At 62.0% G+C, this 15071-nt stretch carries 10 protein-coding genes; 5 read left to right on the forward strand and 5 right to left on the reverse strand.

Annotation, left to right across the window (positions count from 1 at the left end; translation table 11 throughout):
* Positions 1-172: 172 nt before the first annotated feature.
* The 5 genes from AC0L3O_RS26500 to AC0L3O_RS26520 all read right to left on the reverse strand — a co-directional run bounded on the left by AC0L3O_RS26500 (position 173) and on the right by AC0L3O_RS26520 (position 6369).
* A complete protein-coding gene (locus AC0L3O_RS26500) occupies positions 173-1300 on the reverse strand; it encodes an SAVED domain-containing protein (protein WP_473617013.1) in 1128 nt (375 codons plus the stop codon).
* A complete protein-coding gene (locus AC0L3O_RS26505) occupies positions 1293-1805 on the reverse strand; it encodes a Mov34/MPN/PAD-1 family protein (protein ID WP_473617014.1) in 513 nt (170 codons plus the stop codon). Before AC0L3O_RS26505 ends, AC0L3O_RS26500 begins: the two co-directional genes overlap by 8 nt.
* A complete protein-coding gene (locus AC0L3O_RS26510; protein WP_473481960.1) occupies positions 1805-3595 on the reverse strand; it encodes a ThiF family adenylyltransferase in 1791 nt (596 codons plus the stop codon). Before AC0L3O_RS26510 ends, AC0L3O_RS26505 begins: the two co-directional genes overlap by 1 nt.
* Positions 3576-4778, reverse strand: coding sequence for a nucleotidyltransferase domain-containing protein (locus tag AC0L3O_RS26515; protein WP_473617016.1), 1203 nt, complete (start codon positions 4776-4778; stop codon positions 3576-3578). Before AC0L3O_RS26515 ends, AC0L3O_RS26510 begins: the two co-directional genes overlap by 20 nt.
* 496 nt (positions 4779-5274) lie before the next feature.
* Positions 5275-6369, reverse strand: coding sequence for a hypothetical protein (locus tag AC0L3O_RS26520; protein ID WP_473617017.1), 1095 nt, complete (start codon positions 6367-6369; stop codon positions 5275-5277).
* Positions 6370-7022: 653 nt separating this feature from the next.
* On the opposite strand from AC0L3O_RS26520, the gene AC0L3O_RS26525 reads away from it, so the two are divergent.
* The 5 genes from AC0L3O_RS26525 (at position 7023) to AC0L3O_RS26545 (ending at position 14776) form a co-directional block, all read left to right on the forward strand.
* Positions 7023-7205 (forward strand): hypothetical protein, encoded by a 183-nt coding sequence (locus AC0L3O_RS26525; protein WP_473481954.1) that lies wholly within the window; start codon positions 7023-7025, stop codon positions 7203-7205.
* Between the two features lie 219 nt (positions 7206-7424).
* On the forward strand, positions 7425-8315 hold the full coding sequence (locus AC0L3O_RS26530; RefSeq protein ID WP_473617018.1) for a DUF3991 and toprim domain-containing protein: 891 nt from the start codon (positions 7425-7427) through the stop codon (positions 8313-8315).
* Between the two features lie 215 nt (positions 8316-8530).
* Positions 8531-9133, forward strand: coding sequence for a DUF1419 domain-containing protein (locus AC0L3O_RS26535; RefSeq protein ID WP_473617019.1), 603 nt, complete (start codon positions 8531-8533; stop codon positions 9131-9133).
* 15 nt (positions 9134-9148) lie between these two features.
* On the forward strand, positions 9149-9550 hold the full coding sequence (locus AC0L3O_RS26540) for a DUF3085 domain-containing protein (RefSeq protein ID WP_473617098.1): 402 nt from the start codon (positions 9149-9151) through the stop codon (positions 9548-9550).
* 126 nt (positions 9551-9676) lie between these two features.
* Positions 9677-14776 carry a lactate dehydrogenase gene (locus AC0L3O_RS26545; RefSeq protein WP_473617021.1) on the forward strand — a complete coding sequence of 1700 codons (5100 nt, stop codon included), beginning with the start codon at positions 9677-9679 and terminating at the stop codon, positions 14774-14776.
* Positions 14777-15071 lie beyond the last annotated feature (295 nt).

Here is a 15071-nt window from a genome sequence, read left to right on the forward strand (position 1 = left end):
TTTGTGAACGTCTCAATCGGGGCCGAGAACGGTCTGTCCGGTTTTGGCCCCAATTTGCGAAAAGCAGCCTTTCGGCTACGACCCCATATCGGCTATTTGTCTTCGGGCCGTCCGCGCCTGAAAGCTGCCGTTGTCGGCCATCCCGAGGTGTTCGGGGCGTAATTCCGGGTTACTAGCCACCAATCTTGATTGTCGACACGAAACCCTTTTCCGGTATTCGATCGTAAATGATCAAAGGCAAGTCCGCTTTGGGCATCCTTGCCCGTCCTGTCTCTACAGCAACGGAGACGGGCACTGCAAGAAACACATTGATTACGGCGTCTTCTCCGTGGTGCGCCTTGATGCGATCGAACAGGCGACGCAGTTGCGTCTTGTAGATCGCCAGATCTTCCGGTCGACGCATGATGTCATTGTGGGGCTCGTCGGCAGAGATCGACCAGATCGCGGCGTTTTCACCCAATACGGAACGAATCCTCTGATCATCGACCGTCGCGCTGATCGCGAGCTTCAGGGCAACCGACACTTCCTTGGGCCCGGAGTATTCCCCGACATTGAAGCTTATCGCGGGCTGGTGCAGTTGCCATTTCCAGGTGGATGGCTCGCGGTATTTCTGGTGGACGGTAACGGGCATAATGTCGCCTAAAAGCGTGCCCAGCTCGATAAGAAGAGGCTGCGGGGCAAGCGCGAACACGCTCAGCTGCAGAATTTCCTTCTGTTCGATCCGTTCCTTGACCTTTCGGGCGAACTGGCGCCGCAGATGTTCACTCTGCATAGCCCAGTAGGACGGCTCGTCGTCTTTGACCTCTGAATTGAGTTCGATGTCGATCGTACGTCGCTCGGCAGGATGTCTATCGGGCGGCATGGCGGCGAAGATTGCCCTGGTGGACACCAAAGAGTCCATTTGTCCGATCGTGGCTGCGAAGCGGAGCACATGCGCCGCTCGGTCCGCGTCCATGTCCGTGACTATCTCGATCCGAGATTCATGTTCGCGCTTCATCGCGGCAAGCACGTCCTCCGGGTAGTCTTCGGCATGATCGACGTCGATCTCCTTGTGGTGGATCGGGCACATAAGCATCAGGTTGCTGATCTCGCGCGCGAGTAAGGGCGAGCGGACCTTGTCTCCTCGAGGGCCATTTTCGCTGTCGGCGACGATGTGTGCGATGAAGCCGAACTTGCCGTCCTCCTTACCGGCAACAAGGTCTCCGATGAGAAGTTTGTTGCATCCGGCGAATTGGCAGCGACCAGCTGCTAGCGCCCAAAGCTGCGTTTGCGTCTTGGGCGGAATGTATGAACTAGACAATGTCGTGCTCCAGTTTCAAAACGGCGGTCGCCGAAGGCGCTTTTGCGGGTTCAAGCGGAAATACGTTCTGGCCGTCCCCAAGGACCACACGCAAACCATCGGGCGCGGATCGTTGACCGATGATGGCTAAGACGAAGGCGTTTAAGTGATGTCGTGACATGACGTAGGATTCCGCCAGCGAGTGCAGGTCGATTGCGGACGGGGTCGGGACGGGTTCAGGGTGACTGTGCCATGTTCCGACGAACAGCAGCCTCTTGGGATGCATCTCGTCGATTTCCCGCTGTTCAGCCTTTCGATCGGGGCGGTAGGTGAACCGTGTCCTGCGGTCGGTTTTCCTGGGGCCGGTCGCCACCTCGACGACAACGTCTCGGTCGGACAAGCGCGCGAAAAGTGATCCACCGGCTTCGGCTTGCCAGAATCGAAGCTGGCGATGACGCTCGATATAAGCGATCACGTCGCGGGTGAAGACAAGGTCCTGGCCCGAGGAGCCGATGGGATATCTCATCATGCTGCCAATGACCTGTCTTCGAGAGTCGAAGCCCAAGGGCGATCATGGAGAAACCCGCCTTCAGTCCGGCTCCCCATCAATTTCGCCCAAGCTGCCGACCACTGGCCGCCGGTTTGCCGCAGCTGCCGCTGACGCCCAATCCACAGACGATGGACCGATTGGGGCGGCGGCTGCAGCATGACATCAAGGGCAAGTTCACCGATCACCGTGAGCGTACCCTGCAGTTCAATCGGCCCATACGGCTGATAGACGGCTCCGCATGCGGGCTCGTACCTCACGGTCGAGTGAGGAAATTCGGTAACTCGGAGATGGGGCAAGCCGGTGGCATCAAACCCGTCCCGGAAAGATCGCCCCTCCTTCATCACTGCCACCGCATGACCGGCGCAAGCATGCGCTTCGGTCCAGCCGTAGACGATGGGGACTGGTCGACCATTCGCCTCGCTCCAGGCGTCGAGCATGCTCTCTGCGCCCCAATCGCCCACTGCCGAGACGATCAGGTCAGCTTCGGTCAGATCCTTGGCGGTCAAGAGAACGTCTTCTATCCGACCCACTACGGGGCGAGCGGAGACGTGTGGCAGATCCTGCCTAAGTTTGGCGGCCAAAGATTCAGACTTGTACAGCCCCAGATACTGCGCGCCCAACGGATGCCGACTCAAGTTCGACGGGTTGAGCACGTCGGGGTCGACGAGAATGAACTTGCTGACGCCGGCCTGCGCCAAAGCTATCACCACGGGCGCCCCGATCGACCCGCACCCGAAAATAACGACGGTCTTGTGCCGGATCCCCCCCGCACGGCTGTCCTGGTCGCGCCCATGTATCCATGAATGGTCAGCGCGCTTCAGGTCTGCGCGAAGGATCGCTTCGGAGCCGAAAAAGCGTCGCGCCACAAGCCATGGGGCAGTCCTTCCGAGTCGAAAGCCGTCATGAATGGGGTCATGGCCACGAACTGCACGCGGGCGCGGAACGGTCAACCCGGCGATGGCGACACCATTGTCGGTCTCCATCCCCAAGGCGACCGTCAGATCGCCTGCCGTGGAGGTCGCAGCCTTGACCAAGACGTCATGAGCGCCGACGGATTTGGCGTGTTCGAGTATATCGGCAGCCGTCTTTGGGAAGCGGCCCGGCGTCAGCGGATCACCCAGCCAAAGAAGCGCACCGAGGCCCACGCGGAGTTTACGGACACCGAGATATCGGTTTCCGAGCCACTTCAGAAGATCGTCGTGGTTATCCGCGATGACCTGCTGAACCGGGCCGTCCCAGACACTAACCAATCTCGAAGTCGGTGCCGGCTCGACGAGGCTGAGGATCGATTTTCGCCCCCTTGGCACGCGATGGCCCCAGTACGACAGGACCTCCCTTCGAAACTCGCCGTCGGCACCGCCGCTAGCGACCAGGTCGGCAAGATCGATGACCATGTTCAACAGATTGATGACCCCGCCGGCCGGGTCGTCCGGGTCGAATGTCGCCGTCTCGGATACGAGGCAAAGGACATTATCCTTTTCCACGTGCGGCCAATCCTCATCCTCCGGCAAATCGACAAGCCGGAGGCGGGCAGGTTGGAAGGGGAACGACGCCGAAACCATTACGTCGACCACTCTGGTGCCGCCCACGGTTTCCAGCTTCAGGCGCCACCCGCCGACCATGCCCACGCGAATGCGGCCGACATCCTCCCGCTTAAGGGACGTGACGCCGGAACAATTGGCATAAAGCCAGTCCTCGACTTCAAGCAGTGCCTGTCGGTGACGTGTCCGAAGTTGGGAATTCGACCTACGCGTTTCGTCCGCCACCCTCAAGCCTCACTGCGGACTCCTTTGCTTGGGCCGCCGAACTGACAAGGCCGGAGGTCAAAACGGTCGGCGCGGCAACGCCGAAAACCTTGTCGCCCGCCTTTTCGGCAATGGCGCGGCCGGCGCCACGTGCAACCGCGTCGGTGATTTTCCGACGGTCGAAATGCTTGGCTGCCTCGAAGAAGTCACGCCGAGCAGCTTCCAACCATTCGACGAAAGCATGCTTGCGTTCCGGGTGCAGCGGCCACTTGTCGGCAAAATTCTCCAACGGGTCGGTCGGGTTCGTGATCACCGCATTGCCCTGGGCATCCCATCGAATATGGCGGTCCATGTCGGTCAGGATGGAAATCAGCGTCTTTCCGATCGTTTCCTCGCCCTTGTAGGCGTGGGCGGAAAGGGTGGTGATGATAATCGAAATTGGACGTTCATCATACCGGTCCGCAAACATCAAGTCTCGATGCCGCTTGAGGATCATGATCGCAGATTGCAGCGGCGTCTTGATCTTATACGTCGGCATCGCCTCGACTTCGGCCTTCGCCCGATCCTCAGTCAGGCGACGGGTTTTGAACTCGACGACCTTGGTGCGGAACCACTGCGCATATCCCTTGGGATTGGAGCGCGGCCAGTCCTCGCTCACTAGCTCATAGGAGGGGTGCTGATTGTCCGTGATCGCGATGGCGGTATTGGTCCAGCTCGTGTCCATTTGTTTTTGCTCGAGCAGCAGTCGCATGCTGTTGCCGTTAGGAAGGGCGGGGACGATATCCATGTGGAACTGCGCGCCGTCGGCGTATTGCAGTTTCCAACAGCGGCGCCCTTCCTCCACGGGCTTGCTCATACCCTGAGCTTGGGCGTAGGCCTTGACCTCGACCCCCAGTTTCGCCTTGAGCTTCCGTTGGCTGAGCGAGGACTTTCCCAAAGTCTTGAACTCACAAACCGAGTCCACGTCGTAGTCTTCGGCCTCACTGATGGGTTTGATCGCGGTCCCCAAACGGAATGACCCCTGTACGTAGACTTGGGGATCATAGCTCAGCAGGGTTGACGTCGGCCGATGGAGCCAATCGCCGAAGGACTTGTAGCTGCGCTCGGCCGACTCGTAGCGGCTAGCAGGAATCTCCAGCTCCTCGGCCAGTGCTTCCAGATGCCGCTCCGCTTGCGGCGTGATCGATGCGGTGAATGCGTTCATAGCCCCCTCCGACAGACTGAGTCTGATCGGTCCCTCTTCCCGTGCCCATTTCCCCGAATCGTCTTGGACGCCAAGGGAATTCTCCCAGAGTTAATTATTCGTATAAGCGTTTCAAGGAGTTCCGTACGTCGTTTCCAACGAATAGTCGGTGATGCGGCGTCGAATAATCCACATCATTATTGGGAGCGCTGCGAAACGTCTTCCACAACCGACTTAGTTTCGAAGGATTCGTTTAGTAGCTGACCCCGCATGCTTCTGCTTTCATGACATCCGCGCTCAAAGCAGATTGTCCGTATTCCACCCCGGTCCGGCATTTCGGCAGAAGAAATTGGCGTTGGAAGCGGCCATCCAGCATGCCCTGAATGACCGCCCCAATGTCAGATTTCAATTCTTTCAGCCAAGGTCAGCGCATCCTCGACGTCAACACCGGGATAGCGCACGGTGTTCTCGATCTTGGTATGGCCAAGCAGGATCTGTGTAGCGCAGGTTAGCCTGCCTACAGCACTGTCGTGCCACGGATACGCTCCTCAAGCCCGGCCTCGAGCCTGATCACGCAGTCGTAGATCTTGCGCAACTGCTCGCGCCTCGCGTCGAACATGCCTATCTGCGTCATGTCCAGATCATGGATGAGACATTCTAGGCGCCCGATCCAGCGCGCCACATGCGACTGCGTGTCCTTGCGAGCTTCGAGAACCAGATCCTCGAAAACGCCGAACCCGAGCACCGAGAAATGGCGGGTGCCCCCCTTGTCTTCCTTGAGCATCATATCGCCGATCGCGACCTGCCAGTCGCGATAGATATAGGCTTCCTTGATGCCGAAGGTGACCGTGCTCTGCTTCGCGGTCGCCGCGACGAGATTGGCTGGAATGTCGATGCCGGCTTCCCGCCGGATGATCGTGGCGCACCGCTCCGCCAGTTCGACTTGGTCCGAGTCGGAAAGGTCACTTGCGCTGAGCGCTTTCTTCATGGCGAGAAAGTCTGCACGCTCGCCATCGATCAGGCTGGCGATATGGCCCTTCTGGTAAGGGACGATCGTAGAAACGCGCCACAAATTGGACAGCTCGTCGAGCCGCTGCAGCTCGACATGAGTTCCATCCGCAAGCGCCTTTTCGAATGCGGCGATGGCCTGCATTTCGACCGAGGCCGATGCCTGTAGCGGATCGAGATAGCTGCGCTCGCGCCGGATCGCCCGGATCCAGCCCAGGACGGCAGCGATCCGATACAGGGTGCTGATCCGTTTATAGTCGAGGAAGGGAATGTTGGGGGCCTCTGCGAGCAGATAGCGGGCTTGCTTCTGCTCGACGATCTCCTTGAGCCGATGCCTCAGGCTCGTCACCGCGTCCTTGAGCGGATCCGAATAGAGACGCACCAGATCCTGATGCTGCTTGCTCTCGGCTTCTTTTCTGTCGGCAAGCTCATGGCCGCGCTTCTGCCGCACCAGATAGATTGCCATGACGATGTCGCGAGCGATCAGGCCGACGATCACGCCGGCAAGCGCGAGCAAGGCCGCAATGACCTGCGGAGGCAGCCATAGTCCGGCTCCGGTTGTCACGGCAGCCGCCGCCGTAGAATTCTCAATCGCAACGTTCATGTCCGCGTCGTGCCCCCAATACTTGCGTGATAGTCGAGCATGGCGGCGGCAAAGCCGCAAGCGCAAGGACTGTTGTGAATAAGCTCAGTTCCGTAATGATTGATAAGTATCCATTTCCATCGTTCGATCAGTAGCAAGTGCAAACTGAACGAACGTCCGGTTTCGGGCTTAGCGCTTTGCACTTCGAACGGCGAGAAAGGTGCTGCCATTCGCATAGAGAAGGAAGAAGGTCTCCGATGGTCGTCAGGGCTTCCCGTTCAACACCTCGGTGGAAGGTCCGAGAAGTGTCGATATTGTCACGTTCCCAGAGGTCGCAGAGCAGCACAGCTACCAAGCAGCCCGTTCGGGAAAGCCAATGCCGATCGCCGTGTTCGCTTTCTGTTCGTCTTAGCGCGTTCAAGGGAACAGTTCTTGTCCTGACCCTTTAATGTGCGAGCCGATCGGGCGGCCCGCGGGCTCGGCCCGCAGCCCAATCCCGCTCTCTTGAGATGGCTTCCTGGTCCAGCTCCGGATCTTCCACGATCAACCCCTTAAGGGGTCCGCTAGCAAGCTGCGGCCGCGCCGGCTTTGCCTTTGCGGTGATCGCGCCCGGAGCCCGACCTTTGAGGAGCCATCGAGCGGGAATTGGCCCGCTCCAAAGACGGAGCCCTCAGATGTCGCAAGATCTTTCCCTCGCCCAAAGCCACGCCTTCGAGCTCGCCCGCACCCTCATGGTCCCTGTCACGCTCTTCCGCTCCGGCGACGAATTAGGCGTCCTGCCGAGCGCCGAACTCGACGACGATGAGGTCGAGACCCTCGCCGAATACGATCCCTTTGGACACGGGCCGGCTCATTGAGCCGGCTTCCTCCTCCCGGAGGGGCCACTTGCGAGCTTGCGCCGGCAAGGGAAGCTGCGCCGCAGCTGGCCCGCGGGCGACGGCGCGAGGTGCAAAAACACACATTGCCAGCCGCGCCCTTGCCGCCTTTGCTCTTCGCGGCATCCGGAAGGCGTCCCGCAAGGTGCGGGAAAGAAAACCTGAAGAAAGGCGGGCGCCTGCGGCGCGCGAAAGAGGGACATGGAACAGGACGAACTCGATGAACTTCGACAAAGGGTGGCCTGCGCGGCGGCGCTGGATCAGGCCGGTTACGCGATCGACGTGAAGGAGAGCACCCGACGTGCGGTCAAATACCGGCGCGGCGACGAGATCGTCATCGTGATCCATGACGGAAGAGGCTGGTTCGATCCGCTCTCCGACTCGAAGGGGGATGTGTTCTCGCTGATGACCCATCTGCATGGGGTCCGTTTCGGGGAGGCGAAGTTGCTGGTCGCCCGCCTGGTCGGCTACGAGCCGCGCGAGCCTGTGTGGAAGAGGCAGGCCCGGCATCGCAAGCCCGATCTCGGCGTCGCCGAACGCTGGAGCGCCCGCCGCAAGCCGTGGCCGGGATCGATGACATGGCGCTACCTGCGCGACGACCGCCATCTTCCGGAAGCCGTGATCAGCACAGCTATCCGGCACGACCTCCTGCGCGAAGGTCCTCGCGGCAGCATGTGGGCCGCTCACAGGGACGGGGAGGGGGTCGTGACAGGCTGCGAGGAACGCGGTCCGAAATGGCGCGGCTTCTCGACCGGCGGCGCAAAGGTGCTGTTCCGCTTTGGCTTCTGCGATGCGCTCCGTCTCTGCGTCACCGAGGCCGCGATCGACGCCATGAGCCTCGCGGCGCTGGAGAGCACTCGGCGCGATAGCCTCTATGTCAGTACCGGGGGTGGCTGGGCTCCTGCCACCGATGCGGCTATCCGGCTGCTGGCGGCGCGGGAGGGCCTATTGCTGGTCGCCGCCACCGACAACAACGCGCAGGGCGACACCTACGCGGTTCGCCTCGAAGCGGTCGCCCGCGAGGCTAGCTGCGGCTTCGAACGTCTCCGCCCGCACGAGGAGGACTGGAATACCGAGCTCAAGCAAGGGTGAAGAACCGGGTAAAGGGAGAAAAGAGGCAATAAGAAAGCCTGGCTGCCGCATGCCCGCCGGCCGCGTCAAGGGTAAAGCTGCGCCCGCTTCGCGGCCCTTGACCCGGCCGGACGGAGAGGCGGCCGCGGAGGAGGGGTCAGGAAGGGCGGAATAGGATGGCGACATCGAGTGGATGAGCCGCGCTCCAGCCCGACGAGGCTGAAAGGAGCCCGCACATGACCCTCTTGTCCGTCCGCAAGGTTTATCACGGCATCGCCGATCGCCGGCAGATGTTCCGCATGTTCGACCGCCACGCTCAGCGTCCTGATCGGTTCCAGGACGATGCCAGTGCTTTGTACCGCGGCGAATGGTTCGAGACATCAGAGGCCGAGCACGATTACATGTTCGAGATCCTGCCGCCGCTCTGGATGCGAGGCGAGATGTTCGCGCTGCGTGAGTTTCTCACCGACCGCATCACCAGCATCTTCTACGCCCTGAACATCGATGGCCGCATGCGGTATTTCCACGGCTATTGCGACCTGCTCGAAAAGGGCTCGCCTGAGCGGATGCGCGATGCGATCGTCGAACGCGAAACCCGTCCCGTTCGGGCGATGACCCGCGAGGAGCGCCTGGAGCACATCTGGTCGAGCACCCACGACGACTATCGCGGCTACGCCGGTGAGCGCTGGCCGGAACGCGACCGCGGCAAGCGCACGGTGATGTTTTATGGCGGCCGACATGGCACCACGCTGAAGCTGCTGGACGACCTTACCGATGCGGAGATCGCGGCGAAGCTGCCCGTGCATCTGCGCTATCTCCCAGACGCGATCGCGGCGTGACGGAGGCCTGAGATGATGTTGACGTTCACCATCACCGCCGTCCGCGAGGTCATCGCTCGCGGGATTGCCGACGCGAAAGCCAATGGCGGTCTCCGCGATCCTCACCTTGGACTATCCAGCGCCGACAACCGGAAGCCCGGCCTCTGGCTCGTCGGAGACCACGGCGTCTACCTATGCTCCAACGGCGAACTCGCCAACGGGGCGAAGCCGCTCGTCGCCTACGCCGAGGAATGCGATCCGCGCACAAACGACGACTGGTTCGAGGTCAAACGCCGGACGTTCGGCGGCGACGACGGCGTGGATTTCCTCGACGCCGAAGGCCTTGAGGCTCTGATCGCAGCCAGTCCCGGCTGCACGCATCTGCGCATCGCGTTCCTACAGGACTCGATGCAGCTCTTCGTGATCGAGCGAGACTAGCGATCCGTCGACGGGCGCCGTCCGGCGGCCGTCCAACATCCCAATCCCCCACATCCCGCGCACGTCCGGCCGGCTGGAGCCTTCCAGCGGAACGGCGACGTGCGCCCTTATTCAGGAGATCCAGCCATGTCGCATGACGATCCTTTCGCCATCGACCTTTTCGGCAACACCGCGCTTTCCTCCGGCCTCGGACTCGGCGTGACGGCTTTTGGCGATACTGGCGAGCTCGAGCCCGACGGCGACGACGATCCTGATCCGTCGTCGCCGGCGCCAGCGATGCCGGTCGCGGCAGTCGTGCGGCGGCCATCGACCGCCTGCCGCGCCCGCGGCCTGAACTTCCAGCTCGCCGATCGCCGTGGCTTGGCGCGGGGCTGGAAGGAGCGCGCGCGCGACAATATCGCTGCGATCCGGCTCGCCGCCGAGATCGAAGCGGACGAGCGCCCGGCCACGCTCGAGGAGCAGGAGAGGCTGATCCGCTTCACCGGCTTTGGCGCGTCCGACCTTGCCAATGGCGTCTTCCGCCGTCCCGGCGAGGTCGACTTCCACAAAGGCTGGGACGAGATCGGCTCTTCTCTGGAGGATGCCGTCGGCGAGATCGACTACGCCTCGCTCGCCCGCTGCACCCAGTATGCCCACTTCACGCCGGAGTTCATCGGCCGCGCGATGTGGTCAGGCCTGCAGCGGCTCGGCTGGCGCGGCGGCCGTGTGCTCGAGCCCGGGATCGGCACGGGCCTGTTTCCGGCGCTGATGCCCGAAGCGCTACGCGATGTGTCACACGTCACCGGGATCGAACTCGATCCGGTCACGGCACGCATCACAAGGCTGTTGCAGCCCCGGGCATGGATCGTCACCGGCGACTTCGCCCGCACGGAGCTGCCGGCGAGTTTCGATCTAGCCATCGGCAATCCGCCATTTTCCGATCGCACGGTGCGCTCCGACCGGGCCTATCGTTCGCTCGGGCTGTGTCTTCACGACTACTTCATCGCCCGATCCGTCGACCTGTTGAAGCCGGGCGCTATCGCCGCCTTCGTCACCAGCTCCGGCACTTTGGACAAGGTGGATTCTTGCGCGCGTGAGCATGTCGCCAAAACGGCGGACCTGATCGCCGCCATCCGTCTGCCCGCAGGCAGCTTCCGCGCCGACGCCGGCACGGACGTCGTGGTCGACGTGCTGTTTTTCCGCAAGCGCAAGGTGACCGAGCCCGAAGGTGATCTCTCCTGGCTCGACATCGAGGAAGTCCGCCAGGCGATGGAGGATGAAGGCGCGATCCGCGTGAACCGCTGGTTCGCGCGCCACCCGGATTTCGTGCTCGGCACGCATGCCACTATCTCGGGGCCTTACGGCGAGGCCTATTCCTGCCTGCCTCATCCCGGTGTCGATCTGGAGCGGGCGCTCACGGCTGCGATCTCCCTCCTTCCGGAAGCCATTTATGACGGCGAGCCGGACGAGATTGATCATGACGCCGATGACAGTGCCGATGTCGTGGATGCCCTGCCGGAAGTCCCCAGTGTGCGCGAGGGCAGTTTCTTCGTCGCGAAAAATACCGCCCTTGCGCAGATGATCGGTGGCGCTGCTGTGACGATCACCGTACGCAAGGGCCGCACCGCCGAAGGCATCCCCGAAAAGCATGCACGCATCATCAGCAAGCTGATCCCCATCCGTGATGCCGTGCGGGAAGTCCTAAAGGCCCAGGAGTTCGACCGGCCCTGGAAACCGGCCCAAGTCAGGCTGCGCATCGCCTGGTCGAATTTTGTGCGCGACTTCGGCCCGATCAACACGACCGTCGTTTCCACCAGCGAGGACGCCGAGACCGGGGCGGTCCGCGAAACACATCGCCGCCCCAACCTGCAGCCCTTCCTTGATGATCCCGATTGCTGGCTGGTCGCCTCCATCGAGGACTACGATCTCGAGACCAATACCGCCCGGCCGGGTCCGATTTTCACCGAGCGCGTCATCGCTCCGCCCGCAGCACCCATCATCACAAGTGCTGCCGATGCGCTTGCCGTCGTGCTCAACGAACGCGGCTATACTGACATCGATCACATCGCCGAATTGCTGCATGAGAATGTCGATGACGTCATAGGCGAGCTGAGAGACGCCATCTACCGCGATCCGGAGACCGGTTCGTGGCAAACGGCCGACGCCTATCTCTCCGGTCAGGTCCGCGACAAGTTGAAGGCCGCGGAAGCCGCTGCCGCCCTCGATTTCGCCTATGAGCGCAACGTCTCGGCGCTGCAGGGCGTGCAGCCTGCCGATCTTCGTCCCTCGGATATCACCGCGCGTCTCGGCGCGCCATGGATTCCAGCCGCTGACGTCGTCGCCTTCGTCAAGGAGGCGATGGGTGCCGAGATCAGGATCCATCATATGCCGGAGCTGGCATCGTGGACCGTCGAGGCGCGGCAATTGGGATGGATGGCGGCCGGCACGTCCGAATGGGGCACCGATCGCCGTCATGCCGGCGAGCTTATAGCCGACGCGCTGAACAGCCGGGTGCCGCAGATCTTCGACACCGTGAAGGAGGGCCATGCTGAAAAGCGCGTGCTCAATGTTGTGGATACGGAAGCCGCCAAGGAAAAGCTGCAGAAGATCAAGACCGCTTTCCAGAACTGGATCTGGTCCGATCCCGACCGGACCGACCGGCTGGCGCGGGTCTATAATGACCGCTTCAACAACATCGCCCCCCGAAGATTCAACGGGGATCACCTGCAACTTCCAGGCGCCTCCGGCGCCTTTTCTCTTTATGGGCACCAAAAGCGCGGCATCTGGCGCATCGTCTCGGCCGGATCGACCTATCTCGCCCATGCCGTCGGCGCCGGCAAGACCATGACGATTGCCGCGGGCGTCATGGAGCAGCGCCGGCTTGGCCTGATCGCCAAGGCCATGCTGGTCGTTCCCGGCCATTGCCTTGCACAGGCGGCCCGCGAATTTCTGGCGCTCTATCCGACCGCGCGGATCCTCGTCGCCGACGAGACGAATTTTTCCAAGGACAAGCGGCATCGCTTCCTGTCACGGGCGGCGACCGCCGCCTGGGACGCGATCATCATCACGCACAGCGCCTTCCGCTTCATCGGCGTGCCGTCGGCATTCGAGCAACAGATGATCCAGGACGAGCTCGAGCTCTACGAGACGCTGCTGACCAAGGTCCAGAGCGACGACCGCGTCTCGCGCAAGCGCCTCGAGCGGCTGAAGGAGGGGCTCAGGGAACGGCTGCAGGCGCTGGCGACCCGCAAGGACGACCTGCTGACCATCTCCGAGATCGGCGTCGACCAGATCATCGTCGATGAAGCCCAGGAGTTCAGGAAACTCAGCTTCGCCACCAACATGTCGACGCTCAAGGGAGTCGATCCGAACGGCTCGCAGCGGGCCTGGGACCTTTATGTAAAATCCCGGTTCGTGGAGACGAAGAATCCGGGCCGGGCGCTCGTGCTGGCCTCCGGCACGCCGATCACCAATACGCTTGGCGAGATGTTCTCGGTGCAGCGCTATCTCGGTTACGAGGCGCTGCTTCAGCGCGGCCTGCACGAGTTCGACGCTTGGGCTTCGACCTTCGGCGACATCACGACTGAACTCGAATTGCAGCCATCCGGCAAATACAAGCCGGTGACGCGCTTCGCCACCTTCGTCAACGTGCCGGAGCTGATCGCCATGTTCCGCTCGTTCGCGGATGTGGTGATGCCGGAAGATCTTCGGGCATATGTGAAGGTGCCGGCGCTTTCGACCGGCGCACGTCAGATCATCACCGCCAAGCCGTCTGCGGCCTTCAAGCGCTACCAGATGGTGCTTGACGCCCGCATCAAGGCCATCGAGGAACGCGACCGTCCGGCAGAACCTGGTGACGACATCCTGCTCTCGGTCATCAGCGATGGCCGCCACGCCGCGATCGACCTGCGCCTGGTCGATCCGGACAATGACGATGAGCCGGAGAACAAGCTCAACGCTCTCATCGGCAATGTCTTCCGCATCTGGCAGGAAACAGCGCAAAGCAGCTATGTCCGCGCCGACGGCAAGCTGTTCGAGCTTCCGGGGGCAGCGCAGATGATCTTCTCAGATCTCGGCACGATCGGCGTCGAGAAAACCAGAGGCTTCTCGGCCTATCGCTGGATTCGCGACGAACTGGTCCGCATGGGCGTTCCGCCCTCCGAGATCGCCTTTATGCAGGATTTCAAGAAGGCGCAAGCCAAGCAGCGCCTGTTCGGTGATGTGCGGGCCGGCAAGGTCCGGTTCCTGATCGGCTCCTCCGACACGATGGGCACCGGCGTCAACGCGCAGCTCCGCCTCAAGGCGCTGCATCATCTCGACGTGCCGTGGCTTCCCTCCCAGATCGAACAGCGCGAAGGCCGTATACTGCGGCAGGGCAACCAGCACGATGTCATCGACATCTTCGCCTACGCCACGGAAGGATCGATGGACGCCCAGATGTGGCAGAACAACGAGCGCAAGGCCCGGTTCATCGCGGCCGCCCTTTCCGGAGACACATCCATCCGGCGGTTGGAGGATATGGGTGAGGGGCAGGCCAGCCAGTTCGCGATGGCCAAGGCGATCGCCTCGGGCGATCCGCGTCTGATGCAGAAGGCAGGTCTGGAGGCAGACATTGCCCGTCTGGAGCGCCTTCGCGCGGCCCACATTGATGACGAGCACGCCGTTCGACGGCAGATCCGCGATGCCGAGCGCGATATCGAATACTCGACCCGGCGCCTCAGCGAGGTCGGGCAGGATATCGAGCGCCTCGTGCCGACGACCGGCGATCGGTTCAGCATGGTGGTCGGGGGCGACGCGTTCACGGAGCGCAAACTCGCCGGTCGTGCGCTGATGAAGGAAATCCTGACTCTCGTGCAGCTTCAGCAGCAAGGCGAAACCACTACTATCGCCTCCATCGGCGGGTTCGATTTCGAATATTCTGGCGAGCGTTTCGGCAAGGACGGCTATCGCTATGCCACCATGCTGATGCGCACCGGCGCCGAGTATGAAATCGAGCTCCCCGTCACCACCTCGCCGCTTGGCGCCATCGCCCGGCTCGAGCATGCCTTAGCCGGCTTCGAGGGCGAGCAGGAACGATATCGCCAGCGTCTTGAGGATGCCGAGCGCAGGCTCACCTCCTATCGCTCGCGTGAGGGCGGCGAGTTCGGATTCTCCGGTGAACTGGCCGAGAAGCGCCGGCAGCTTGCGGAAATCGAAATCGATCTTGCGTCTTCGATTGATGGCCAGGATCAGCGTGCAGCCGCATAGCAGGCTCGACACAGCTGCCGGTCATTGTGTCAGGCATTGACCGGCCGCAAACGTTCGAGGTCGGCTCAAGGGCCGCGATGCAGGAGGCGCGCCGATCCGGTCAGCACAGTGCGGAAGCCGCCATACAAATCGTGGCGGCGCCCGTCTCGGATCGTTCGGTTCTAGACTAGAATCGCGGGAATCAAGTCCTCGACAACATCGGTTCCTTGCGCGCGGGAGTTTCAAGCAGGGCCATTCGTGCCAACCGGCCACTCAGGAGGATAAAGAGCTCACGCTGCCCGGCCGCAATCAATGA

The organism is Mesorhizobium sp. WSM4810, from assembly GCF_055811235.1.